The following is a 23,924-nucleotide window of genomic DNA, read 5'->3' as shown; positions in this document are numbered from 1 at the left end:
CGAGTGGAAGGTCACGAACACTCGGCACATTTATAGGCGGTGACCGCCTTGTAAGCCCTGTACGACCTTGGTTTTTGCGGGCTTTTGCAGCGAAACTGAGTATAGCATAAGGGGCGTGGAAATGCAAGGTACGATCCTGACTATTTGATAACCCTGGCCTGTGTGGACAGACCCTGGCTCTGAAGCAGGCCAGACAGAAGCAAAAGCAGCAGGAACCTTATGGAAACAGGGGCTTTTTTCTTGACAGCTTTTTGTGATATTGATAAAATATATTTCAGTATATAGGTTAAAGGGGCATTGGTTTTGATCTAAATCGATGTCTCTTTATTTATGTATCACACACATTATACCAGGGAGGTAGAAAGATGTTAAAAGTATGGATCGCAGGTGCCAACGGACAGATCGGACGGGCACTGAATGATGTTCTGGATCCAATGCAGATCGAGACTCTGAACACAGATCTTGATGAGCTGGATATCACAGACACAGATGAAGTGATCAACTTCGGTTCCATTAACCGTCCGGATGTGATCATCAACTGCACCGGTATCACAGATACCGATGAGTGTGAGAAGAATCCGGAACATGCATACCGTGTCAACGCACTGGGAGCAAGAAACTTAAGCATCGTGGCAAGAAAATGCGGGGCAAAGATCGTCCAGCTTTCCACAGATGATGTTTTCGACGGAAAGAGCAAAAAACCGTATACAGAGTTTGACGATACCAATCCGCTGACTGTTTACGGCCGTTCCAAGAGAGCCGGAGAGAACTATGTAAAAGAGTTTACACACAAACATTTCATTATCCGAAGCAACTGGGTATACGGAAAAGGCGGAAACAATTTTGTAAACCGTGTGCTGGAGACCGCAGAAAAAGGCCAGGCGCTTTCCGTTGCTTCGGATCAGTTTGGATCACCGACCAGTGCCAAGGATCTGGCAAGAATGATCCTGTATCTTATCGATACCAACGAATATGGAACTTATCACGTAACCTGCAGCGGTGTATGCAACCGTTATGAGTTTGCAACAGAGATCCTTCGCCTTGCAGGAAAGGAGATCGAACTGAGATCCGTGCCGACAGAGCAGTCAGATCTTTCTTCTGTCAGACCGCCTTATGCCGTCCTTGATAATTTTATCCTCCGTATCATTGAAGTGTATGATATGCCGGACTGGAAAGCATCACTGAAAGAATATATGGATGAAAGAACGGAGGATTAGGATGAAAGAAAAAAATATAAAAGAGAAAACACAACAGAAAAAGAAAATGGGTCTTACCACGAGGATCTTTGTGGCGCTGATCGCAGGTGCGATACTGGGAATCATTCTCTGTTACCTGGTTCCTGACAGCAGCTTCAAGAAAGATGTGATCGTGGAGGGAATCCTTTATGTGATCGGACAGGGATTTATCCGTCTGATGAAAATGCTGGTTGTACCGCTGGTATTCTGTTCACTTGTCTGCGGAAGTATGTCCATCGGTGATACCAAGAAGCTTGGAACCGTAGGTGTGAGAACACTGGTATTTTATCTGGCGACTACAGCTCTGGCTGTTTCTGTTGCTTTGACTGTAGGTAATCTGATCAATCCGGGTGTGGGACTCGATATGAGCTCTATTCAGTCCTCCGCTTCCTCTGTGGAGACTATGGAGGCTACCTCTCTTACAGATACTATCCTGAATATCATCCCGGACAATCCGATCAATTCCCTGGCAAGCGGAACCATGCTTCAGGTTATCGTATTTGCCCTGATCGTGGGTGTGATCCTTGCGAAAATGGGAGAGCGCGCAGAGACAGTAGCGAACTTTTTCAGCCAGTTCAATGATATCATGATGGAGATGACCATGATGATCATGGCACTTGCACCGATCGGTGTATTCTGCCTCATCAGCAGAACCTTTGCAAACATCGGTTTCAGCGCGTTTATCCCGCTGGCAAAATATATGATCGGTGTTCTCCTTGCGCTGGCGATCCAGTGCTTCGGCGTATACCAGATCCTGCTGAAGATCTTCACAGGACTGAATCCGATAAAATTCATCAAGAAATTTTTCCCGGTTATGGCATTTGCATTCTCAACAGCTACATCCAATGCCACGATCCCGATGTCCATTGATACCCTGTCCAAGAAAGTGGGTGTTTCCAAGAAGATCTCTTCATTTACCATTCCTCTTGGAGCTACTATCAACATGGACGGTACCTCTATCATGCAGGGTGTTGCCGTAGTATTTGCGGCACAGGCTTTTGGTATCCACTTAAGTCCGATGGATTATGTGACAGTTATCGGAACTGCAACCCTTGCTTCCGTAGGAACTGCCGGTGTACCAAGTGTTGGTCTTGTTACCCTGACCATGGTATTTAACTCTGTAGGTCTTCCGGTTGAGGCCATTGGTCTGATCATGGGTATTGACCGTATCCTGGATATGACCAGAACAGCAGTTAACATTACCGGTGATGCAGTCTGCACAACCATCGTTGCACACCAGAACAATGCACTGGATAGAAAAGTGTTCAACGAATCAAACTAAATATCCGGTTCAGAAAAAGATCCGACCCTTTCGGGTGAGATAAAAAACGAAAAACGGCTGTACATATCGTAAGAACGATATGTGCGGCCGTTTTTTAACGAAATCAGGTGAGTCCCCTGCTTATTCCTGCTCCAGAACACCCATGACAGAGGGCACTTCCAGCTGCTGATAGGTGTGAAGGATCTTTTCCAGCTCAAAGATAGCAGGGGTAAGAAACTTATTCTTGTGATAGACCAGCTTGAATTTCCGGTTCCATTCCCCTGCTTCGTTGCAGAAGACCCGGACTGAACGGTGACGGATCTCATGATGCATAAGACGGATGGACATAACAGAGAGCATCTGGTTATACAGCACTGCGTTCAGCAGTGCCCGCGGACTGTTGGCTTCCCAGGCAGTTCGGATCTTCAGATCATGGCGAAGGGTGTAATCCTCAAAAAGCTGTCTGGTACCGCTTCCATATTCCCGGACTGCAAATTTCTGGTTGTTCAGCTCCTGGACATGGATGCGTCCTCTGCGGTAAAACGGATGCTTTTTTCCGGCGGCAAGGACCAGACAGTCGTCGATGATGGGAAGAACGACAAGGTCCGGGGAATGGATCTCACCTTCTACCACAGCAGCGTCCAGCTCAGAACGCAGAAGCTTCTGTTCGATATTTTGCGTGTTGGTGACAAAGGAGTAAACGTCAAGGCCCGGGATTTTTTTCTGCAGATCCAGGATAATGGATGGGGTCAGGCAGGTTCCCACAGTGAGGGTGGAGCCAAGCTTCAGGGTGGAAGACTGTCCCTGGTTCTGCATCAGCTCTTCCAGCTGCTGAAACTGGCGGATCATTTCACGGGCATGGGGAAGAAGAAGCTTTCCCCGTTCTGTGAGATAAAGCTTTTTCCCAAGACGTTCAAAGAGAAGGCCGTTATAATGAGCTTCCAGCTCACGGACGGCCTGACTGACTGTTGGCTGGGAAAGATAAAGATGTTTGGCAGCAGCACTCATGGAGCCCTGTTCCGCAACGGCCGCAAAAACAGTGAGATGGCGGATGGTCATATGGAATCTCCTTTTATTGTAAATTGGTATATAGGTAAAACCTATCATTTTTATAAAATAATATCATTTCTCAAATACATCTTCAAGTGGTATAGTAGGAAGTACGTGAAAACGATTTCAACATTGCAAAATACAGGGCAACGATACCGTGGGAAAGTATCGGAATGCCGGTGAGACCAGGAGGAGGAAATATGTCAGCATTAACTGTAAGCAAAGAGGAAGAGAAAAGACTGAAGGGGCAGGGTTTTTTAAATAACCGGGGAACCGATGAATTTTCTGCACGGGTGATCACTGTAAACGGAAAGGTGACAGCGGCACAGCACAGATGTATGGCGGAAGCAGCAGAGAAATTCGGCAACGGAAATCTTACCTACACGACCAGGCTTTCCGTGGAGATCCAGGGAATCCCCTACGAAAAGATCGAAGAGTTTCAGGAATTTATTGCGAAGGAAGGTCTGGAGACAGGAGGAACAGGAGCAAAGGTCCGACCGGTAGTATCCTGCAAGGGAACCACCTGTCAGTATGGACTTCTGGATTCCTATGCAATTTCAGAAGAGATTTTCCGGAGATTCTATAAAGGCTACCGTCAGGTTGCACTGCCGCATAAATTTAAGATCGCAGTAGGCGGATGCCCGAATAACTGTGTGAAACCAAATCTGAATGATGTGGGGATCATCGGACAGAGGATCCCGCACTTTGACAGCGAGGCCTGCAAGGGCTGCAAAAAATGTGCCATTGAAGCTGCATGTCCGAATAAAGTGGCGAAGGTCGTTGACGGGAAGCTGCACATCGATGAGGAGCTTTGCAGACACTGCGGAAGATGTGTGGGAAAATGTCCGTTCCACTCCATTCCGGACGGTATCTACGGATTCAAGATCTATATCGGTGGACGCTGGGGAAAGAAAATTTCTCATGGAAAGGCCCTGAACCGGATCTTTACGTCGGAGGAAGAGGCACTTGATGTTATTGAGAAGGCAATCCTGCTTTTTAAGGACCAGGGATTAAAGGGAGAACGTTTTGCCGAGACTATAGAACGAATTGGATTCGAAAATGCAGAAAAACAATTATTGGAAAAAAATCTTCTGGAAAGAAAAATGGAAATTTTGTCCAAATAGAGATATAAAAAAACTTCCTATTATATAAGCTGTCTGAAACTGAAAAAATGCGAACAATAATATAAAAAAATTTTATTTCATTTATATAAAATTTTATTATATCACAATATTAACAAAAAACTAAGTGAAAATTCTATTTGAAATATGCAAAATAATGTGATAAAGTATTAACAATACATGAACGGAGGTAAAAAGAGTGGAAAACTACATGTATTTGGTGCCGGTGGCAGCAGTACTGGCACTTCTGTTCGCAGCATACCTTGCAGCGAAGGTCAGCAAGCAGGATGCAGGAACAGACAGAATGAAGGAGATCGCAGGTGCGATCGCAGAAGGTGCCCGCGCCTTCTTAACAGCAGAGTACAAGATCCTGGTTATTTTTGTAGCCGTACTTTTTGTACTGATCGGAATCGGAGTTGGAAGCTGGGTAACAGCAATCTGCTTCGTAGTAGGTGCTCTGTTTTCAACAATCGCAGGATACTGCGGTATGACCGTTGCAACAAAGGCTAATGTAAGAACAGCAAATGCAGCAAAAGAGGGAGGAATGAACAAGGCTCTTTCCATTGCATTCTCCGGCGGTGCTGTTATGGGTATGTGTGTTGCAGGTCTTGGTGCACTTGGTGTCAGCGTTGTGTATATCATCACAAAGAACGTTGACGTACTTTCTGGATTCAGCCTTGGTGCTTCTTCCATCGCACTGTTTGCACGTGTTGGTGGTGGAATTTATACAAAGGCAGCTGACGTAGGAGCTGACCTTGTAGGTAAGGTTGAGGCAGGAATCCCTGAGGATGACCCTCGTAACCCGGCTGTTATCGCTGATAACGTAGGTGATAACGTAGGTGATGTTGCAGGTATGGGAGCAGACCTTTTTGAGTCCTATGTAGGATCTCTGGTATCTGCCATTACACTTGGTGCGGCAGCCGGAGCAGTTTCCGGTGTTCTCTATCCGCTGGCTATCGCAGGCTGCGGACTGATCGCATCCATCATCGCAACATTCTTTGTAAAAGGTGATGAAAACTCTAACCCGCAGAAAGCCCTCACAAGAGGAAGCTATGTATCTGCTGCACTTGTTATCATCGTTTCCCTGATCCTCAGCCAGACACTCTTCGGAGGAATGCAGGCAGCCATCGCTGTTATCGCAGGTCTTGTTGTTGGTGTTATCATCGGAAACATTACTGAGTACTACACATCTGCAGATTACAAACCGGTTCAGGGAATCGGCGAGCAGTCTGAGACTGGTGCAGCTACAACTATCATCAGCGGTATCGCTGTTGGTATGAAATCCACAGCATTCCCGATCCTTCTGATCTGTGTTGGTATCTTTGTTGCATACGGAGTAAACGGATTATACGGAATCGCTCTTGCAGCTGTTGGTATGCTTTCTACAACAGGAATCACAGTTGCCGTTGACGCATATGGCCCGATCGCTGACAATGCCGGTGGTATTGCAGAGATGTCCGGACTTGACGAGTCTGTTCGTGAGATCACAGATAAGCTTGACTCTGTAGGTAACACAACAGCAGCTATGGGTAAAGGTTTCGCAATCGGTTCCGCAGCTCTTACAGCACTTGCACTGTTCGTATCTTACGCAAATGCAGTAGGCATGGATGCAATCAATATCCTTGCTCCTCGTGTTACAATCGGTATCTTCATCGGTGGTATGCTTACATTCCTCTTCTCAGCTTTCACTATGGAATCTGTTTCCAAGGCTGCTTACAAGATGATCGAGGAAGTAAGACGTCAGTTCCGTGAGAAACCAGGTATCATGAAAGGTACCGAGAAACCGGATTACAAATCATGCGTTGCAATCTCCACAACAGCAGCTCTTCACGAGATGATGCTTCCTGGAATCATGGCAGTCGTTGTTCCGGTTATCGTAGGTGTTGTTCTTGGTGTTGAGGCTCTTGGTGGACTTCTTTCCGGTGCTCTTGTAACAGGTGTACTGATGGCAATCTTCATGTCCAACGCAGGTGGTGCATGGGATAATGCTAAGAAATACATCGAGACAGGACATCATGGCGGAAAAGGCAGCGAGGCGCACAAAGCAGCCGTTGTCGGCGATACAGTCGGCGACCCGTTCAAAGATACATCAGGTCCGTCCATCAACATCCTGATCAAACTTATGACCATCGTGTCACTGGTATTTGCTCCTCTGTTCTTATCCATCGGAGGACTTCTGTAATCATTATTTCAGAAAAACAGTAAACCCATATTATATAAAAAAGCTCTTTGCAGAGAAATCTGTAAGGAGCTTTTTGTGCGACAAGCGGCTGATCTGTACGGATAGGTCGTTGAATCCTGGATTAAGGCTCATGCTTCTTTTTCCGGATTTTCGGTCCGTTCTGCCTGTTCGATCAGTGTCTGGTTTACATCATCTTCATAGGTACGCATCTGTACCTGCATGGGTGTGGGATCATCGCTCAGTTTCAGATGTCCGAAATGATTAAAAAAGAGCAGTACACCAAGGCCGATCCCGACAGAGTAGGAGAGCTCCAGAATGGTAAAACCGTCGGAGCTTTTTCCCATGACAAGGGTGTAAAACTGGTCAAAAAGGCTCCCAAGATCCACGTCATTGTTAAAAGTCATAATAGAAAAAGCGGCGCCGAAAAAGGAAACCAGGCATACAAAAAAGATTTTTACATACCGGAAAAGCTTTCCTGTGGCGGAACTGATGCGGTAGGTGATGATGAAATCCGTTTCTCCCATGGGAGAAATATCAATAGATGGTTCCAGCTTCTGGATCTTTTTCAGAAGATCTGACACAGACATGACATAGCGTCCGGGCTTTGTCTCGTCCAGAACCATTACCGGCATGACCCGGAGACGGTTGAGGATCTTTGGATCACTCATGGAAAGGGCGGCAATGTCCTGGAGGTATACATGGGGATTGGTAACTTCGATATTCTGATCCAGCTGAAGATAAAGAGTATCGCTCATGAGAAAAAACTCCTTTCTCGAAACCTTACTTTTTCATTTTCGGCCGGAAGAAAAAACTGGCCAGATAAGAGAAGATCAGGGCAGAGGAAACTCCGGCCGCACAGGCAGTAAAGCCTCCTGTGAAAAGTCCCAGGATACCGTCTTCTTCAATGGCTTTTTTCATTCCTTCCCACAACACATGGCCGAAACCGATCAGGGGAACGGAAGCTCCGGCACCTGCAAAATCCACCAGCGGCTTGTAGATACCAACGGCACTTAATACGGCACCGCTGCACACCAGAAGTACCATCACGCGGCCAGGCATCAGCTTTGTTTTGTCCAGAAGGATCTGGATCAGGGCGCAGATGAGACCGCCGAACCAGAATGCGTTGAAATAATCCATACTTACACCTCCATATGCTCAATGACAACTCCGTGGGCGATACCTGGAATACTGTCACCTTCGTTGAAACTTACCTTGGAAAGAAGGGCGCCTGTGGGCACAAAAAGAATCCGCTTCCATTCCCCGGATACAACTTTTGGAAGGATATAGGAGGCAAGGACTACGGCAGAACAGCCACAGCCGCTTCCTCCTGCGTGAGTATCCTGAGATGGATTGTCATAGATCAGGATTCCGCAGTCTTTATGAATGGGTGAGAGCTGGATGTTCTGTTCGGACAGAAGATCCAGGAGAATTTTTTGCCCGATGCTCCCCAGATCCCCGGTAAAGACGGCATCGTAATCCGAAGGCTTCCGCCCGAAATCTGAAAAGTTCCGGGCAATGGTGTCGCAGGCAGCAGGAGCCATGCAGCCGCCCATGTTCATGGAATCTTTGAGTCCGTAATCCATGACCCGGCCGGCCGTAAGTCCAGTGATGGCAGCGCAGCCGTTGCCGGAGCGTAGAGGAGATTTTTCCCCTGGAGGGGCTGTGTTCAGAATACAGGCGCCGCTTCCTGTTACAGTCCAGGTGGCAGAAAAGGGCCGCTGATTACCGTATCCCAGAGGAAAACGAAATTCTTTTTCCGCACTTGCAAAATGGCTGGAGGTGGCACATAAGACCCGGGTGCCGAAACCGGCGGTGAGAGCAAGGCAGCCGAGAGACAAGGACTCCCCCATGGTGGAGCAGGCGCCGTAAAGTCCGTAGAAAGGAATTCCAAGCCCGGCGGAACCAAAGCAGGTAGCTGCAGTCTGGGCAAGAAGATCTCCGGCAAACATCAGGTGGATATCTTCGAAGTCCAGTCCGGCTTTGTTCATGGCCAGAGTGGCAGTTTCTTTCTGCAGGGTACTTTCCGCAGATTCCCAGGTGCCGCAGCCAAACATGGGATCTTTACAGATCAGGTCAAAAAAATCTCCAAGAGGACCATCAGCTTCTTTCTGGCTGACAATAGATGCGGCGCTTTCGATATAAAGAGGCTGTGAAAAGGAAATGCTGGCTGCGCCAAGATGAAGATTTCTACTCATGATATCACCTCCAGGATTTTCAGAATGTAATAGATCACACCGAGAGCCCAGGCACTTAAGATACCGTATAGAATCACAGGTCCTGCAATGGTAAAGATCTTGCATCCAATGCCGAAGACCTGTCCTTCTGCACGGAACTCAATGGCGGATGCTGCTACCGAATTGGCAAAACCGGTAATGGGAACAAGGCTCCCGGCACCACCGAATTTGCCGATCTTCGGGTAGATCCCAAACCCTGTGAGAATGACGCTTAAAAGGATGAGAAGTACAGAACACCAGGTTCTGGCGTCGGAAGTGTCCGCACCGAGAGCCAGGGCTGTGTTGATAATGACCTGGCCAAGAAGACAGATCAGTCCGCCCGTGAGAAATGCTTTTGCCATATTCAGAGGAAGACTGTGGGTTGGGGTAAGCTGTTTGACATACTGTTCGTATTTTTTTTCGTCAATATTACGCATATGAAAAATCCTTTCGCAAGATGATGGAGGGCTGTAAAGTTTACATCCAGCCCATGGCATAATAAAAAAGAGAGCCAAAAGTTTTTCCGGCAGCAATGGATATGATCACAAGAGAAAGTCCCTGGGTGAGTTTCAGGCGTCTGGCGAAAACGGGAAAGACTTTTGCAATTTCTGCCAGTGCCAGGATCCAGCCACCCAGGAAAATTCCGAAGAATACTCCGCAGACAGCCAGGAAAAAAGGTCCCAGTGGGATCCTGACCGGAAAGAGGGTAACGATGGTTCCGGCAACGGTTCCCAGAAGTGACATATCTTCATATAAAAAAATGTGATTGGCTGTGTGGGTGATGCCTGCATAACGGGGAACAATGGAAAGTCCGATCAGCAGTCCGGAAACTCCTCCGGCTACGATGATACCGGAACAGAAACCGGTGAAGCACAAAAGCACCTGTTGAAACATGGACGGAACCTCCTTTGTGTATTTCTATGGAAGTAGTATGAGTGAATATAAAATTTTTATGCGAAAATCTTAAAAAACAAGAATATCTGTACATTTTCTGACTTAGATAGTATAATAAAAAAGGCTATAGACAGCGGCGTACAGGCGCTGTCTTTCTTAACCGGAAGAAAAAACAGTGTCAGGAGGACGGATATGCAGGATGCTTTTTCACGAATGGAATTGCTCGTTGGAAATACAGGTGTAAAAAAACTCAGCATGGCGAAGATTGCAGTATTCGGCCTTGGCGGAGCCGGAGCGCAGGCAGCAGAGGCACTCGCACGCTGCGGTGTGGGAAGTCTGACACTGATCGACCATGAAAAGATCACACTGCCCAATATCGGAAGTCAGGTTCTGGCACTTCATTCCACTTTGGGAATGAGCAAGGTAGAAGCAGCCAAGAAGAGAATCCGTGATATTGACGAGAATATTCTGGTGCATACTTACGAAACCTTTTATAATGAGGAGACTGCGGGAATGTTTGACTTATGTTCTTTTGATTACATCGTGGATGCACTGGGTACAATATCATCCAAGCTGCTCCTGATCAGAAGAGCAGCGGAAGCACATGTACCTTTGATATCATGTATGGATATAGGCAATAAACTGGATCCATCCAGACTGGAAATTGCAGATATAGGCAGAACTACCGTATGTCCGGTAACTAAAATGATAAAAACAGAACTGCGTAAGAGAGGAATACGGAAGCTTAAGGTACTGTATTCCAGAGAACGTCCCACAAGAGAGAAACTTTTCCGGAGAAGCAGAACCGTGGTGAAGAAATCTGTGGAGGGAAATATTTCTTTTGTGATGGGAACTGCGGGATATCTGCTTGCCGGAGAAGTTGTAAGGGATATACTGGCGGCAGGAAGTGGTTTACGCAGCTGACAATAAGAATAGATAGAAATAAAACAGAAAGACTGAGGAACAGAAACAGTGAATTCAGAGATCAGAAAAATGTTTTGCGATCTTCTTGGAGAGGATCGTGTTTTTACAGAAGAAGCAATGAGCCAGCATACGACTTTTAAGATCGGAGGTCCGGCTGATTATTTTCTGATGCCGGATAAAGGCGAAGATGTGGGCCGTGTTATAAAAATCTGTAAAGAGAAAGAGATTCCGTATTTTATCCTTGGAAATGGAAGCAATCTTCTTGTAGGAGACGGTGGGTATCGTGGAGCTGTGATCCAGATCTACAGAAATATGTCGTCGGTTACAGTTGAGGGAAATGAGATCACGGCACAGGCAGGTGCATTGCTTTCGGCTGTGGCAGCTGCCGCCAAAAATGCTTCACTTACAGGCTTCGAGTTTGCGGGAGGGATTCCGGGAACGATAGGCGGCGCGGTTGTGATGAATGCAGGGGCTTATGGTGGTGAAATGAAAGATGTTCTTACAGAGGTAACTGTCATGAATGCCGAGGGTGATATTTTTACACTTCCCACAGAAGAACTTGAATTGGGATATCGGACCAGTATCATCAAAACAGCAGGCTATATTGTTCTGGAAGCAAAGATCCGTCTGAAAGAGGGAGATCCGGAAGTAATCCGGGAGACCATGAAGGATCTGACTATCCGTCGTACTACCAAACAGCCGCTGGAGTATCCAAGTGCAGGAAGTACCTTTAAGAGACCGGAAGGATATTTTGCAGGCAAGCTGATCATGGACAGCGGCCTTGCGGGATATCAGGTAGGTGGTGCCCAGGTTTCCGAAAAACATTGTGGTTTTGTGATCAATGCAGGTGACGCCACTGCGAGAGATGTCCGTACACTGATGGATAATGTGAGGGACATTGTATATAAGAAATATGGAGTTACCCTGGAACCGGAAGTGAAGTTCCTGGGTGAGTTTTAACGCAGAAAGAAAAGCAGATGACTGCTGTATGAATAACGGAAGAAGAAATGGAAAGGAAGAGAGATTATGCGTTTTGTGATCGTTACAGGAGTTTCAGGAGCGGGAAAAACCGCCGCACTTAAGATGCTGGAGGATATGAATTATTTCTGCGTGGATAATCTTCCGATTCAGCTTCTGGAGAAATTCGCTTCCCTTCTTCCGGAAATGCAGAGTGAGAACGTAAGGAATGTTGCGCTTGGAATCGATGCCAGGAGCGGGAGTGCTCTTGATGAACTGGAAGTGGTGCTGGACCGCATGAAACAGACAGGATACGATTATGAGATCCTGTTCATGGATGCGGAAGACTCTGTTCTTGTGAAGAGATATAAAGAATCCAGAAGAAGTCACCCGCTTGCTAGGACAGGAAGAGTGGATGAGGGAATCCGCCTGGAACGTGAAAAAACAAAATTTCTCCGGAAGCGTGCAGATTATATTATTGATACCAGCCACCTTCTTACCAGAGAGCTGCGTCAGGAGATAGAGAAGATTTTTGTGGATGACAGAGAATTCAGCAATATCATGATCTCTGTTCTTTCCTTCGGATTTAAGTATGGAATCCCGGCAGATGCAGATCTCGTGTTTGATGTGCGTTTCCTTCCTAATCCTTATTATGTGGATGAACTGCGCCCGCTCACAGGTCTGGATGATGCAGTATTTGATTATGTAATGGCCAGTGATACAGCGAAGGAATTCGCAGATAAGCTGGAGGATATGATACGCTTTCTCATTCCTAATTATATTAAGGAAGGAAAAACAAGCCTTGTGATCGGAATCGGATGTACCGGTGGTAAACATCGGTCTGTGACGATTGCCAGGGAACTTTTTTCCAGGCTGTCCAAGTCCGGCGATTATGGCATTCGTCTGGAACACAGGGATGCAGAGAAGGACAGACTTCTGAAAAAATAGTGTTACAATAAAGAATACTGTGCGGAAACAGTAAAAGAGGGTTCGGGATGTCGTTTTCAGGAAAAGTCAAAGAAGAACTTGCGGGGCAGTTCAGTCCGGCAAGGCACTGTCAGGTGGCAGAAATGGCGGCACTGCTCTGCGGCTGTGGCCATGTGGAAAAAATGTCAGATGGAAACATAAAGCTGTGGATTCAGACAGAAAATGAAGCAGTTGCAAGAAAAAGCTTTACATTATTAAGAAAAACATTTAATATAGAGACAGCGATTGTTATTCGGGAGGGGTCCCATCTGAAACGTGGTAAGGTATATCTTGTAGAGGTTGCAGACCCACAGAGAGCGGAGGAGATTCTGCAGGGAACGAAACTTTCCGTGAATAACAAAACCGGGTTACTTGAAATGGATAATTCGCTTGTGGTTCAGATGAATTGCTGCAAGCGCGCATTTATTCGCGGCACTTTCCTGTCGTCGGGTTCGATCAGTGATCCTGAGAAAGGCTATCACTTTGAGATCGTATGTCCTGATCGCGGAAAAGCAGAACAATTACAGGGGATTATCCGCAGTTTTCACGTAGAAGCTAAAATTGTGGTGCGCAAGAAATCATATGTGGTCTATGTGAAGGAGGGCGCGCAGATCGTTGACATGCTGGCAGTCATGGAAGCGAACGTAGCACTTATGGATCTGGAGAATATCCGGATACTTAAGGAAATGCGTAACACGGTAAACCGCAAGGTGAACTGTGAAGCTGCGAATATCAATAAAACGGTAAATGCGGCAGTGAGACAGGTGGAAGATATACAGCTGATCAGCAGGACCGTCGGTTTTGAAAGTCTGACCGACGCTCTGGCACAGGTGGCCAGGCTGAGGCTTAAATATCCAGATGCCACGCTGAAAGAATTAGGTATGATGTTGAATCCGCAGGTGGGCAAATCAGGTGTGAATCACCGGCTTCGCAAGCTGAGTGAGATCGCAGATGAGCTGCGGGAGAACAAGGAGGAGCTATTATGATTAAAAAACCAATCACTATCAACTTATCCACTGGACTGGAGGCGAGACCAGTAGCACAGCTTGTTCAGGTAGCAAGCCAGTTTAACAGTGAAATTTATGTTGAGATTGGCAAAAAAAGAGTCAATGCAAAGAGCATCATGGGAATGATGACACTGGGGCTTGACGCTGGAGAAGAAATCACATTGTCTGCCAACGGTGATGATGAGAATGCGGCGATGGAGAGCATTGAACAGTATTTAAGCAACCAGTAATTAATTTAGACAGAGCAGTCCGTGATAATCATTGCGGACGTGGAATATAAAGGGATACAGACGGAAAGGAAGACCGATTCCCGCTGTATCCCTTTCCGCTTCAATTCGCCTACTAATATGAAAGAGGAAGATTACCTATGTCAAAAGTATTGAAATTTATTGTACATCTTGTTGTAATATGTACTTTGGTCTGCGTACTGGGACTTGTTCTTCCACCGTTTTTCGGGGTGAGAACAGTGATCGTGGATAAAGCTGATGAGGCAACGAACCTTCCTGTTGGTTCTGTTACATATGCAATTCCGGAGAAAAGTTCTGCGATCAGTGTAGGTACACCAATTCTTGTACAGAAAGATTCCAAGACATATAAATATACCATTACGGATCTTGATGCTTCCAAGGGAACCGGAACCGTTACGGATCAGTCTGTTTCCGGAGGTAAGACGCTTACAATTAAAGTTGGAGATTATGTTCCGAAAGTAGTGATCACGATCGGATATGTAGGATATCTGCTGGTTGCTACAGAGAGTATAGAAGGCCTGATCATTCTCGGACTTGTTGTACTGTTCCTGATCATTCTTTATGTGATCGCAGAACTCTGGAAAAAAGAGCCGGATGACATACAGGATGATATGGAAGATCCGGAACCAGGATATGTGAAATCAAAAAAAGAACTGAAACGAGAAGAGAAAGCACGTGCCAGAAGAATGAGGGAAGAAGAAAAAGAAATCCTTCAGGAAGAAAAGGCGCGCAAACGCAAAGGCAAAAAAGCTGAAAAGCGAAAAGTACGTACCGGCGGTTTTGTGGACGAAATCGATGAAGATGATATTACAGAACATTCATCTGGAAAAAAAGCTTCTGCCATGCAGCAGACAGCACAGACGGCAGCCAGTGAAGCACATGAAGAACTGAAAAAAGAAATTGCGGCAGCAACTTCTGAAGAGGCAGATATGGCTCCTGAGTTTGAACGGACCCAGAGAAGACCGGCAGAACGAAAAACAGCCCGTCCGCAGCCAAGAAGAACGGAAGAACCTGAGAGAGTGGAAGAAGAGCAGGTTACAATCGGAAGCCTTGCGATGCCATCTCTTTCTGCCGCACAGCTTGCAAGCCGTGTGAAACAGGCAGGGGATGCACCGGATATCGTGAAAGACGATATCACCAATGTAACGTTATTTGACTATTCCGATATCATTGGCAGTGATACAGATGCAACAGAAGAATAATAACTACCTATTATATAAGAAGAAAACGGTTCAGAAATGAGCCGTTTTTTTCTTTTTTAAAAAAAATTGAAAAAATTAAAAAAAACACTTGCATTCTTAGAGATCATCGTATATACTAATCCTTGCTGTGACATTGATAGCTATGAAGCGCGAGGTTGCTACCATATCGGTAGGTTTTCCGTGGAGCGAATGTCAAGTTAGGAAACTGACGACAAGTCACTGTACAAAGTTCAATAACCATCTTGGGATGGGCGTGTGTGCAAATATACCATGACACACACGGAGATGTGTACAGTCGCCGCTTGTCGTACTGCTATATAAGTACGAATAGGAGGAGACTTTTTTTATGGCAAATCAGGTAATGAGAATCACATTAAAGGCATATGATCATCAGCTCGTTGATGCATCTGCAGCAAAGATCATCGAGACAGTAAAGAAGAACGGAGCAATGGTAAGTGGACCGGTTCCGCTTCCTACTAAGAAAGAGGTTGTTACAATCTTAAGAGCTGTTCATAAATACAAAGATTCCAGAGAGCAGTTTGAGCAGAGAACTCATAAGAGACTTATCGATATCCTGACACCAACTCAGAAAACAGTAGACGCACTTTCCAGACTGGAAATGCCGGCTGGTGTTCACATCGATATCAAGATGAAAAACCGCTAATAATGTCATTTGACATTAACTATATGATTACCGAATGGTAATCCGCTATAAGGAGGAAGAAAGAAATGAAGAAAGCTATTTTAGCTACTAAAGTCGGAATGACTCAGATCTTCAATGAAGATGGAATGTTAATTCCGGTAACTGTTTTACAGGCAGGTCCTTGCGTTGTAACTCAGGTTAAAACTGAGGAGAACGATGGATACACATCAGTTCAGGTTGGATTCGGCGAGATCAGAGAGAAACTGGTCAACAAACCGGAGAAAGGCCACTTCGATAAAGCTGGTGTAGCTGTAAAAAGATTTGTAAAAGAGTTCAGATTTGACAATGCCGGCGAGTATGAGGTTGGACAGGAAATCAAGGCTAACATCTTTGCAGCAGGAGATCACATCGATGCTACTGCAGTTTCCAAAGGTAAAGGCTTCCAGGGCGCCATCAAGAGACATGGCCAGTCCAGAGGACCTATGGCTCACGGTTCTAAATATCATCGTCATGCAGGTTCCAACGGCGCTTGCTCCGATCCGAGCAAGGTTTTCAAAGGAAAACATATGCCAGGTCACATGGGACATGTTCAGGTAACTGTTCAGAATCTTGAGATCGTACGTGTAGATACAGAAAATAACTTACTGTTAGTTAAAGGTGCTGTTCCAGGACCTAAGAAATCTTTGGTTACAATCAAAGAGACAGTAAAGTCCTTATAATAGGAAAGGAGGAGCATCAGAATGGCTAATGTAACTGTTTATAATATGGAAGGCAATGAAGTTGGCACAATGGAGCTGAATGACGCAGTATTCGGCGTTGAGATCAACGAGCATCTCGTTCATCTTGCAGTTGTTCGTCAGCTTGCAAATAACCGTCAGGGAACTCAGAAAGCGAAAACTCGTTCTGAGGTAAGAGGCGGCGGAAGAAAACCGTGGAGACAGAAAGGAACAGGTCATGCAAGACAGGGTTCCATCCGTGCACCACAGTGGACAGGCGGCGGTGTTGTATTCGCTCCGGTTCCGAGAGACTATGAAGTAAAAATGAACAAGAAGGAAAGAAGAGCAGCTCTTAAATCCGCTCTGACATCCAAGGTTCAGGATAATAAACTTGTTGTTGTTGACAGCCTTGCACTTGCTGAGGTTAAGACAAAAGAGATGCAGAAGGTCCTTACAAACCTGAAAGCAGAGAAAGCTCTTGTAATCACAGCTGATAACGATCAGAACGTAATTCTTTCTGCAAGAAACATCGCTGACGTGGAAACTGCAACACCGGCTACAATCAACACATACGATGTTATGAAACACAACACCGTAGTTGTTACAAAGGATGCCGTTGCATCTATCGAGGAGGTATACGCATAATGGCAAGTATTCAGTACTATGACGTAATCATCCGTCCGGTTATCACAGAAAAATCCATGAACGCCATGGGTGAGAAAAAATATACATTCCTTGTACATCCGGAAGCAAACAAGACTCAGATCAAAGAGGCTGTTGAGAAGATGTTCGAGGGAACAAAAGTTAAAAGCGTAAACACCATCAACAACGATGGAAAGAAAAAACGCCGTGGAATGGTAGTTGGAAAAACTGCTAAGACCAAAAAAGCTATCGTAGCTCTTACAGAAGAGAGCAAAGATATCGAGATCTTCGAAGGACTTTAATTAGAAGATCAGCATCAAGCGGTACGAGTGACACCTCGGAAGCAGAAGCTTCCTCGGTCGCGTTTCACGCTTTTACAGCTTCATAAGTAATCAGTCTCTTACATGCAAGCATGACGAGCCTGCTTCCTCATGAATCTGTGTCACTCTGATTATCGCGAATATACGCAGTCAAAAGCGTGATGATAAAGATTGAAAGGAGAAACATCATGGGAATCAAAAGCTATAACCCATATACACCGTCAAGAAGACATATGACTGGTTCCGACTTCTCTGAGATTACAGCTGCAAAACCAGAGAAATCCCTCGTTACTTCCCTTAAGAAGAACGCCGGACGTAACAATCAGGGTAAGATCACTGTAAGACATCAGGGTGGCGGAAGCAGAAGAAAATACAGAATCATCGACTTCAAGAGAAGAAAAGATGGAATCCCTGCAACAGTTAAAACAATCGAGTACGATCCGAACAGAACAGCTAACATCGCTCTTATCTGCTACGCAGATGGCGAGAAAGCTTACATCCTCGCTCCAGAGGGACTTAAAGTAGGCCAGAAGGTTTACAATGGTCCGGAAGCTGAGGTTCGTGTTGGAAACTGCCTCCCGCTGGAGCTTATCCCGGTTGGTACTATGGTTCACAACATTGAGCTTCATCCTGGAAAAGGCGGACAGATGGTTCGTTCTGCAGGAAACGGCGCACAGCTCATGGCTAAAGAAGGAAAGTTCGCAACACTTCGTCTTCCTTCCGGTGAGATGAGAATGGTTCCGATCGTATGCCGCGCAACTGTTGGTGTAATCGGAAACGGAGATCACAACCTTATTAACATCGGTAAAGCCGGACGTAAACGTAACATGGGTATCAGACCTACAGTTCGTGGTTCCGTAATGAACCCGAATGACCATCCACATGGTGGTGGTGAAGGTAAGACCGGTATCGGACGCCCAGGTCCTTGCACACCGTGGGGCAAACCTGCTCTCGGCCTGAAGACCAGAAAGAAAAACAAACAGTCCAACAAGTACATCGTAAGAAGACGCGATGGAAAAGCATTATCGAAATAATAAGGAGGAGAAAGCATGTCTCGTTCACTGAAAAAAGGACCTTTTGCAGACCAGAGCTTACTTAAAAAAGTAGACGCTCTTAACGCTGCAAATGATAAATCCGTAATCAAAACTTGGTCTCGCCGTTCCACAATCTTCCCGTCTTTCGTAGGACACACAATCGCTGTTCATGACGGAAGAAAACATGTGCCGGTATATATCACAGAGGATATGGTAGGACACAAACTTGGTGAGTTCGTTGCAACAAGAACTTACAGAGGACACGGAAAAGACGAGAAGAAGTCCGGAGTACGCTAGTCATCAGATTTATAACTGCCCGCTGTCAGTTTAAGACAGCTGGCAGATAACTCAGATATCGAATTTAGGAAAGGAGGCACTTTAAGATGGCAAAAGGACATAGAAGCCAGATAAAGAGAGCCAGAAATGAGAATAATAGAGAGACAAGGCCGTCTGCAAAGTTATCTTATGCAAGAATTTCTGTTCAGAAAGCATGCTACGTATTAGATGCAATCCGTGGCAAAGATGTACAGACAGCACTTGGTATCCTGACATACAATCCGAGATACGCTTCCAGCGTGATCAAAAAACTGCTTGAGTCAGCAGTAGCAAACGCTGAGAACAACAACGGAATGAACGCAGACAACCTTTATGTTGCAGCATGCTATGCAGATAAGGGACCTACAATGAAGAGAATTCAGCCGAGAGCACAGGGTAGAGCTTACAGAATCGAGAAGAGAACAAGCCATATCACTGTTGTGCTTGATGAAAGGTAAGGAGGAAAAGCATGGGACAGAAAGTTAATCCGCATGGCCTTAGAGTCGGAGTTATCAAGGATTGGGATTCCAGATGGTATGCAGAAGATAAATTTGCTGACTACCTGGTAGAAGACTACAACATCAGAACATTCCTTAAAAAGAAATTATACAGCGCAGGTGTTTCCAAGATCGAGATCGAGAGAGCATCTGACAGAGTTAAGATCATCATCTACACAGCAAAACCTGGTATCGTAATCGGTAAGGGCGGCGCAGAGATCGAGAAAGTTAAAGCTGAGCTTCAGAAATACACAGACAAGAAGCTTATCGTTGACATCAAAGAAGTAAAGAGACCGGACAAAGATGCACAGCTGGTTGCTGAGAACATTGCTCTTCAGCTTGAGAACCGTATTTCTTTCAGACGTGCTATGAAGTCCACAATGCAGAGAACAATGAAGGCTGGCGCTAAGGGAATCAAGACTTCCGTATCCGGACGTCTCGGTGGAGCTGATATGGCTCGTACAGAGTTCTACAGCGAGGGAACAATCCCGCTTCAGACACTTCGTGCAGATATCGATTATGGCTTTGCGGAAGCAGACACCACATACGGTAAAGTTGGTGTTAAGGCATGGATCTACAATGGTGAGATTCTTCCGACAAAAGGAACTAAGGAAGGGAGCGATAAATAATGTTAATGCCAAAAAGAGTAAAACGTCGTAAACAATTCCGTGGCTCCATGAGAGGAAAAGCCCTGAGAGGCAATGCTATCAACTATGGTGATTTCGGTCTTGTTGCTACTGAGCCGTGCTGGATCAGATCTAATCAGATCGAGGCAGCCCGTGTTGCTATGACCCGTTACATCAAACGTGGCGGTAAAGTTTGGATTAAGATTTTCCCGGATAAACCGGTAACAGCTAAACCAGCTGAGACTCGAATGGGTTCCGGAAAAGGCGCTCTGGAGTACTGGGTAGCAGTAGTTAAACCAGGTCGTGTTATGTTTGAGATTGCAGGCGTGTCCGAAGAGGTTGCCCGTGAAGCATTACGTCTTGCAATGCACAAGTTACCATGTAAATGTAAAATAGTTTCTCGTGCAGACTTAGAAGGCGGTGATAACAGTGAAAATTAATAAGTTCGTTGAAGATTTAAAAGCAAAGTCAGTTGCAGAACTGAATGAAGAATTAGTAGCTGCTAAAAAAGAGCTTTTCAATCTGAGATTTCAGAATGCAACAAACCAGTTAGACAATACAGGACGAATCAAAGAGGTTCGTAAAAATATTGCCAGAATCCAGACAGTAATCACTGAGCAGGCAAACGCTTCCAAATAGGACAGGAGGACATAGATCGTGGAAAGAAATCTGAGAAAAACCCGCGTGGGTAAGGTTATCAGCGACAAAATGGATAAGACCATCGTAGTTGCAATTGAAGACCATGTAAAACATCCTCTTTACAAAAAAATCGTGAAGAGAACATATAAATTAAAAGCTCATGATGAGAACAATGAGTGCAACATCGGAGATACCGTTAAGGTAATGGAGACCAGACCGCTGTCCAAGGACAAGAGATGGAGACTGGTTGAGATCGTAGAGAAAGCTAAATAAGGAGGAAACCAGTATGATTCAGCAGGAAACTAGACTGAAAGTTGCCGACAACACTGGTGCAAAAGAAATCCTTTGTATTCGTGTTATGGGCGGCTCTACAAGAAGATATGCAAACATCGGTGATACAATCGTTGCTACGGTTAAAGATGCAACACCAGGCGGCGTTGTTAAAAAAGGTGACGTTGTTAAAGCTGTAGTTGTTAGAACCAAAAAAGGCGCTCGTCGTAAAGACGGATCCTACATCCGTTTCGATGAAAATGCTGCCGTAATTATCAAGGATGACTTAACTCCGAGAGGAACTCGTATCTTTGGACCAGTTGCCAGAGAGCTTCGTGAGAAGAAATTCATGAAGATCGTTTCCTTAGCTCCGGAAGTATTATAGGAGGGTGCCGAATGTCAGCTATGAAAATTAAAAAAGGTGATACTGTAAAAGTTATCGCTGGAAAAGATAAAGGTAAGGACGGAAAAGTTCTTGCAGTTAACGTAAAAGACAACACAGTAGTTGTTGAGAACGTAAACATGGTTACAAAGCACGCTAAACCGTCCGCAGCTAATCAGAACGGTGGAATCGTGACAAAAGAAGCTCCGCTTCACATCTCCAACGTAATGCTCGTTGTAGACGGAAAAGCTACAAGAGTTGGATTCAAGATGGATGGAGACAAAAAAGTCCGTGTTGCAAAGGCAACAGGAAAGACAATCGATTAATTAAGAGAGGAGGCATATAAAGGTGAGTAGATTAAAAGATCTTTACAAGAACGAGATCATGGATGCCATGACCAAGAAATTCGGATACAAAAACGTAATGGAAGTGCCAAAACTCGAGAAAATCGTTGTTAACATGGGTGTTGGCGAGGCGAAAGAGAACGCTAAACTTCTTGACGCTGCAATCGCAGATATGGAACTTGTTACAGGACAGAAAGCAATCGCTACAAAAGCTAAAAAATCTGTCGCTAACTTCAAAATCAGAGAGGGTATGCCGATCGGATGTAAAGTTACTCTGAGAGGTGAGAAGATGTATGAATTCGCTGATCGTCTTATCAACCTTGCTCTTCCACGTGTACGTGACTTCCGTGGTGTTAACCCGAACGCATTCGACGGCAGAGGAAACTACGCTCTTGGTATCAAAGAGCAGCTGATCTTCCCAGAGGTTGAGTACGATAAGGTTGATAAAGTAAGAGGAATGGACGTTATCTTCGTTACAACTGCTAAAACAGATGAAGAGGCACGCGAATTACTGACATTATTCAACATGCCATTTGCTAAATAGGAGGAAAAGATTCATGGCTAAGACAGCAATGAAAATTAAACAGCAGCGCAAAGCTAAATTCTCCACAAGAGAGTATACTCGCTGCAGAATCTGTGGCCGTCCACATGCATACCTGAGAAAATACGGAATTTGCAGAATCTGCTTCCGTGAGCTGGCATACAAAGGTCAGATTCCGGGTGTTAAAAAAGCGTCCTGGTAGGCTGCAAGCAACTTTTTGATTAGATATATATTAATTCACACGACATGTAAAGTCTGAAGAAAGAGGAGGAAACTTACATGACAATGAGCGATCCGATCGCAGATATGCTTACAAGAATCCGTAACGCAAACACTGCAAAACATGACACTGTAGACGTACCGGCATCCAAGATGAAAATTGCTATCGCAAACATCCTTGTAGATGAGGGATACATCGCAAAATATGATCTGGTTGAGGATGGAGTTGTTAAAACTCTTCACATCACACTGAAATACGGTGAGGACAAAAATCAGAAGATCATCACAGGACTTAAGAGAATCTCCAAACCAGGTCTTCGTGTATACGCAGGCAAGGATGAGCTTCCGAAGGTTCTTGGTGGACTTGGTATCGCAATCCTTTCCACAAACAAAGGCGTTATCACTGACAAAGAGGCTCGTAAGCTTCAGGTTGGTGGCGAGGTACTTGCATTCGTATGGTAGTCCATACAGGGCAGTCATATAGCTTTTAAACTGAAAACAGAGAGGGCATGGGCCCTCTCCGACAATCTAAGTAAGGAGGACAAATTTATGTCACGAATCGGAAGACTTCCGGTTGCAATTCCAGCTGGCGTTGAGGTTACAGTCGCTGATGGAAACGTTGTAACAGTAAAAGGACCTAAGGGAACACTTGAGAGAGCACTCCCGACAGAGTTAGAGATCAAAGTTGAAGACGGTCATGTAGTAGTAACAAGACCGAACGACTTAAAGAGAATCAAATCCCTTCACGGATTAACAAGAAGCCTTATCCACAACATGGTTGTTGGTGTAAGCGAAGGCTACAAAAAAGAGCTTGAGGTTAACGGTGTTGGTTATAAAGCAGCTAAGCAGGGCAAGAAGCTCGTACTTAGCCTTGGATATTCTCACCCGGTAGAAATGGAAGATCCAGAAGGTCTTGAGTCCACAGTTGATGGAAACAAGATCATCGTATCTGGTATCAGCAAAGAAAAAGTTGGCCAGTACGCAGCTGAGATCAGAGACAAGAGAAGACCTGAGCCATACAAGGGCAAGGGAATCAAGTACGTTGACGAAGTTATCAGACGTAAAGTCGGTAAGACCGGTAAGAAATAATTAAGGAGAGTGAGAATATGATTAACAAAGCATCCAGAAGCGAAATTCGCGAAAAGAAGCATAGAAGATTACGTCATCATTTAAACGGAACTGCAACTACTCCTCGTCTGGCAGTATTTCGTTCCAACAAGCACATCTATGCACAGATTATTGATGACACAGTTGGTAAGACTTTAGTATCCGCTTCTACTCTCCAGAAGGACGTAAAAGCAGAGCTTGAGAACACTGACGATGTACAGGCTGCAGCAAAAGTCGGAACAGTAATCGGTAAAAAAGCCATCGAGGCTGGTATCGAGAACGTTGTTTTCGACAGAGGTGGATATATCTACCACGGAAAAGTTAAAGCACTGGCAGATGCAGCAAGAGAAGCTGGACTGAAATTCTAAG

The 23,924-nt window shown here is 45.3% G+C and carries 34 protein-coding genes; 28 read left to right on the top strand and 6 right to left on the bottom strand.

Going from position 1 to position 23,924, the window contains the following annotated elements:
* Positions 1-326 precede the first annotated feature (326 nt).
* Both rfbD and G5B12_RS11460 read left to right on the top strand, forming a co-directional pair.
* Positions 327-1,217 (top strand): dTDP-4-dehydrorhamnose reductase, encoded by an 891-nt coding sequence (gene rfbD, locus G5B12_RS11465; protein ID WP_418721362.1) that lies wholly within the window; start codon positions 327-329, stop codon positions 1,215-1,217.
* Position 1,218: 1 nt separating this feature from the next.
* Positions 1,219-2,517 (top strand): dicarboxylate/amino acid:cation symporter, encoded by a 1,299-nt coding sequence (locus G5B12_RS11460; protein WP_174088302.1) that lies wholly within the window; start codon positions 1,219-1,221, stop codon positions 2,515-2,517.
* A gap of 120 nt (positions 2,518-2,637) precedes the next feature.
* Here the strand turns inward: G5B12_RS11460 and G5B12_RS11455 are convergent, their stop codons facing one another.
* Positions 2,638-3,555: a LysR family transcriptional regulator gene (locus G5B12_RS11455; RefSeq protein WP_092069535.1), complete on the bottom strand. Its 918-nt coding sequence runs from the start codon at positions 3,553-3,555 to the stop codon at positions 2,638-2,640.
* 191 nt (positions 3,556-3,746) lie between these two features.
* Between G5B12_RS11455 and G5B12_RS11450 the strand changes: the two genes are divergently transcribed.
* Both G5B12_RS11450 and G5B12_RS11445 read left to right on the top strand, forming a co-directional pair.
* Complete coding sequence (locus tag G5B12_RS11450; protein WP_044961019.1) at positions 3,747-4,670, top strand: 4Fe-4S binding protein; 924 nt, start codon at positions 3,747-3,749, stop codon at positions 4,668-4,670.
* Positions 4,671-4,866: 196 nt separating this feature from the next.
* Positions 4,867-6,849 carry a sodium-translocating pyrophosphatase gene (locus G5B12_RS11445; protein WP_148447506.1) on the top strand — a complete coding sequence of 661 codons (1,983 nt, stop codon included), beginning with the start codon at positions 4,867-4,869 and terminating at the stop codon, positions 6,847-6,849.
* Between the two features lie 128 nt (positions 6,850-6,977).
* Here the strand turns inward: G5B12_RS11445 and G5B12_RS11440 are convergent, their stop codons facing one another.
* Genes G5B12_RS11440 through G5B12_RS11420 form a run of 5 tightly spaced genes read right to left on the bottom strand, consistent with a single transcriptional unit; the run spans position 6,978 to position 9,956 of the window.
* On the bottom strand, positions 6,978-7,604 hold the full coding sequence (locus tag G5B12_RS11440) for a stage V sporulation protein AA (protein WP_021977053.1): 627 nt from the start codon (positions 7,602-7,604) through the stop codon (positions 6,978-6,980).
* Positions 7,605-7,629: 25 nt separating this feature from the next.
* On the bottom strand, positions 7,630-7,986 hold the full coding sequence (locus G5B12_RS11435) for a SpoVA/SpoVAEb family sporulation membrane protein (RefSeq protein WP_021977054.1): 357 nt from the start codon (positions 7,984-7,986) through the stop codon (positions 7,630-7,632).
* 2 nt (positions 7,987-7,988) lie between these two features.
* Positions 7,989-9,044, bottom strand: a complete 1,056-nt coding sequence (locus G5B12_RS11430) for a stage V sporulation protein AD (protein WP_118071090.1) — start codon at positions 9,042-9,044, stop codon at positions 7,989-7,991.
* Positions 9,041-9,499, bottom strand: coding sequence for a SpoVA/SpoVAEb family sporulation membrane protein (locus G5B12_RS11425; protein ID WP_021977056.1), 459 nt, complete (start codon positions 9,497-9,499; stop codon positions 9,041-9,043). The genes G5B12_RS11430 and G5B12_RS11425 overlap by 4 nt, the downstream gene beginning before the upstream one ends.
* Before the next feature lie 40 nt (positions 9,500-9,539).
* Entirely contained in the window at positions 9,540-9,956 is a 417-nt protein-coding gene (locus tag G5B12_RS11420) for a stage V sporulation protein AB (RefSeq protein ID WP_174088300.1), read from the bottom strand.
* A gap of 192 nt (positions 9,957-10,148) precedes the next feature.
* On the opposite strand from G5B12_RS11420, the gene G5B12_RS11415 reads away from it, so the two are divergent.
* The 24 genes from G5B12_RS11415 (at position 10,149) to rplR (ending at position 23,923) form a co-directional block, all read left to right on the top strand.
* Positions 10,149-10,880 carry a tRNA threonylcarbamoyladenosine dehydratase gene (locus G5B12_RS11415; protein ID WP_021977058.1) on the top strand — a complete coding sequence of 244 codons (732 nt, stop codon included), beginning with the start codon at positions 10,149-10,151 and terminating at the stop codon, positions 10,878-10,880.
* A 69-nt stretch (positions 10,881-10,949) separates the two neighbouring features.
* Positions 10,950-11,840, top strand: a complete 891-nt coding sequence (gene murB / locus G5B12_RS11410) for a UDP-N-acetylmuramate dehydrogenase (protein WP_118062093.1) — start codon at positions 10,950-10,952, stop codon at positions 11,838-11,840.
* 66 nt (positions 11,841-11,906) lie between these two features.
* Positions 11,907-12,785: an RNase adapter RapZ gene (rapZ, locus tag G5B12_RS11405; RefSeq protein WP_021977060.1), complete on the top strand. Its 879-nt coding sequence runs from the start codon at positions 11,907-11,909 to the stop codon at positions 12,783-12,785.
* 47 nt (positions 12,786-12,832) lie between these two features.
* A complete protein-coding gene (gene whiA / locus G5B12_RS11400; protein WP_021977061.1) occupies positions 12,833-13,789 on the top strand; it encodes a DNA-binding protein WhiA in 957 nt (318 codons plus the stop codon).
* A complete protein-coding gene (locus G5B12_RS11395; RefSeq protein ID WP_015526913.1) occupies positions 13,786-14,040 on the top strand; it encodes an HPr family phosphocarrier protein in 255 nt (84 codons plus the stop codon). Before whiA ends, G5B12_RS11395 begins: the two co-directional genes overlap by 4 nt.
* A gap of 137 nt (positions 14,041-14,177) precedes the next feature.
* On the top strand, positions 14,178-15,260 hold the full coding sequence (locus G5B12_RS11390) for a hypothetical protein (protein WP_021977062.1): 1,083 nt from the start codon (positions 14,178-14,180) through the stop codon (positions 15,258-15,260).
* A 346-nt stretch (positions 15,261-15,606) separates the two neighbouring features.
* Entirely contained in the window at positions 15,607-15,924 is a 318-nt protein-coding gene (gene rpsJ, locus G5B12_RS11385; RefSeq protein ID WP_015526916.1) for a 30S ribosomal protein S10, read from the top strand.
* A gap of 65 nt (positions 15,925-15,989) precedes the next feature.
* Positions 15,990-16,622 (top strand): 50S ribosomal protein L3, encoded by a 633-nt coding sequence (rplC, locus tag G5B12_RS11380; RefSeq protein ID WP_174088298.1) that lies wholly within the window; start codon positions 15,990-15,992, stop codon positions 16,620-16,622.
* Between the two features lie 21 nt (positions 16,623-16,643).
* Positions 16,644-17,264 (top strand): 50S ribosomal protein L4, encoded by a 621-nt coding sequence (gene rplD / locus G5B12_RS11375; protein ID WP_021976669.1) that lies wholly within the window; start codon positions 16,644-16,646, stop codon positions 17,262-17,264.
* On the top strand, positions 17,264-17,563 hold the full coding sequence (gene rplW, locus G5B12_RS11370; protein WP_021976670.1) for a 50S ribosomal protein L23: 300 nt from the start codon (positions 17,264-17,266) through the stop codon (positions 17,561-17,563). The genes rplD and rplW overlap by 1 nt, the downstream gene beginning before the upstream one ends.
* A gap of 206 nt (positions 17,564-17,769) precedes the next feature.
* The gene (gene rplB / locus G5B12_RS11365) at positions 17,770-18,615 is read left to right on the top strand and encodes a 50S ribosomal protein L2 (RefSeq protein ID WP_118062094.1); all 846 of its coding nucleotides are present in this window, start codon (positions 17,770-17,772) and stop codon (positions 18,613-18,615) included.
* Between the two features lie 15 nt (positions 18,616-18,630).
* On the top strand, positions 18,631-18,912 hold the full coding sequence (rpsS, locus tag G5B12_RS11360) for a 30S ribosomal protein S19 (protein WP_015526921.1): 282 nt from the start codon (positions 18,631-18,633) through the stop codon (positions 18,910-18,912).
* A gap of 86 nt (positions 18,913-18,998) precedes the next feature.
* The gene (gene rplV / locus G5B12_RS11355; protein WP_015526922.1) at positions 18,999-19,388 is read left to right on the top strand and encodes a 50S ribosomal protein L22; all 390 of its coding nucleotides are present in this window, start codon (positions 18,999-19,001) and stop codon (positions 19,386-19,388) included.
* 11 nt (positions 19,389-19,399) lie between these two features.
* Complete coding sequence (rpsC, locus tag G5B12_RS11350) at positions 19,400-20,056, top strand: 30S ribosomal protein S3 (protein ID WP_015526923.1); 657 nt, start codon at positions 19,400-19,402, stop codon at positions 20,054-20,056.
* Positions 20,056-20,493, top strand: coding sequence for a 50S ribosomal protein L16 (rplP, locus tag G5B12_RS11345; RefSeq protein WP_118062095.1), 438 nt, complete (start codon positions 20,056-20,058; stop codon positions 20,491-20,493). Before rpsC ends, rplP begins: the two co-directional genes overlap by 1 nt.
* Positions 20,483-20,692 (top strand): 50S ribosomal protein L29, encoded by a 210-nt coding sequence (gene rpmC, locus G5B12_RS11340; protein ID WP_021650762.1) that lies wholly within the window; start codon positions 20,483-20,485, stop codon positions 20,690-20,692. The genes rplP and rpmC overlap by 11 nt, the downstream gene beginning before the upstream one ends.
* A gap of 18 nt (positions 20,693-20,710) precedes the next feature.
* The gene (gene rpsQ / locus G5B12_RS11335) at positions 20,711-20,965 is read left to right on the top strand and encodes a 30S ribosomal protein S17 (protein ID WP_021650763.1); all 255 of its coding nucleotides are present in this window, start codon (positions 20,711-20,713) and stop codon (positions 20,963-20,965) included.
* A 13-nt stretch (positions 20,966-20,978) separates the two neighbouring features.
* Positions 20,979-21,347, top strand: a complete 369-nt coding sequence (gene rplN / locus G5B12_RS11330; protein ID WP_019162495.1) for a 50S ribosomal protein L14 — start codon at positions 20,979-20,981, stop codon at positions 21,345-21,347.
* 11 nt (positions 21,348-21,358) lie between these two features.
* Positions 21,359-21,670, top strand: coding sequence for a 50S ribosomal protein L24 (gene rplX, locus G5B12_RS11325; protein ID WP_021650764.1), 312 nt, complete (start codon positions 21,359-21,361; stop codon positions 21,668-21,670).
* Positions 21,671-21,692: 22 nt separating this feature from the next.
* On the top strand, positions 21,693-22,232 hold the full coding sequence (rplE, locus tag G5B12_RS11320) for a 50S ribosomal protein L5 (RefSeq protein ID WP_021650765.1): 540 nt from the start codon (positions 21,693-21,695) through the stop codon (positions 22,230-22,232).
* Between the two features lie 13 nt (positions 22,233-22,245).
* Positions 22,246-22,431 (top strand): type Z 30S ribosomal protein S14, encoded by a 186-nt coding sequence (locus G5B12_RS11315; protein WP_015526927.1) that lies wholly within the window; start codon positions 22,246-22,248, stop codon positions 22,429-22,431.
* Positions 22,432-22,508: 77 nt separating this feature from the next.
* Positions 22,509-22,910: a 30S ribosomal protein S8 gene (rpsH, locus tag G5B12_RS11310; RefSeq protein ID WP_015526928.1), complete on the top strand. Its 402-nt coding sequence runs from the start codon at positions 22,509-22,511 to the stop codon at positions 22,908-22,910.
* Between the two features lie 87 nt (positions 22,911-22,997).
* Positions 22,998-23,537 (top strand): 50S ribosomal protein L6, encoded by a 540-nt coding sequence (gene rplF, locus G5B12_RS11305; RefSeq protein ID WP_118062096.1) that lies wholly within the window; start codon positions 22,998-23,000, stop codon positions 23,535-23,537.
* A 17-nt stretch (positions 23,538-23,554) separates the two neighbouring features.
* Positions 23,555-23,923, top strand: coding sequence for a 50S ribosomal protein L18 (gene rplR / locus G5B12_RS11300; protein ID WP_021975809.1), 369 nt, complete (start codon positions 23,555-23,557; stop codon positions 23,921-23,923).
* Position 23,924 lies beyond the last annotated feature (1 nt).

It is taken from the genome of Blautia sp. MSK.20.85 (assembly GCF_013317245.1).
Lineage (GTDB): Bacteria > Bacillota > Clostridia > Lachnospirales > Lachnospiraceae > Blautia_A.
This window is presented reverse-complemented; position numbering and strand designations above follow the sequence as displayed.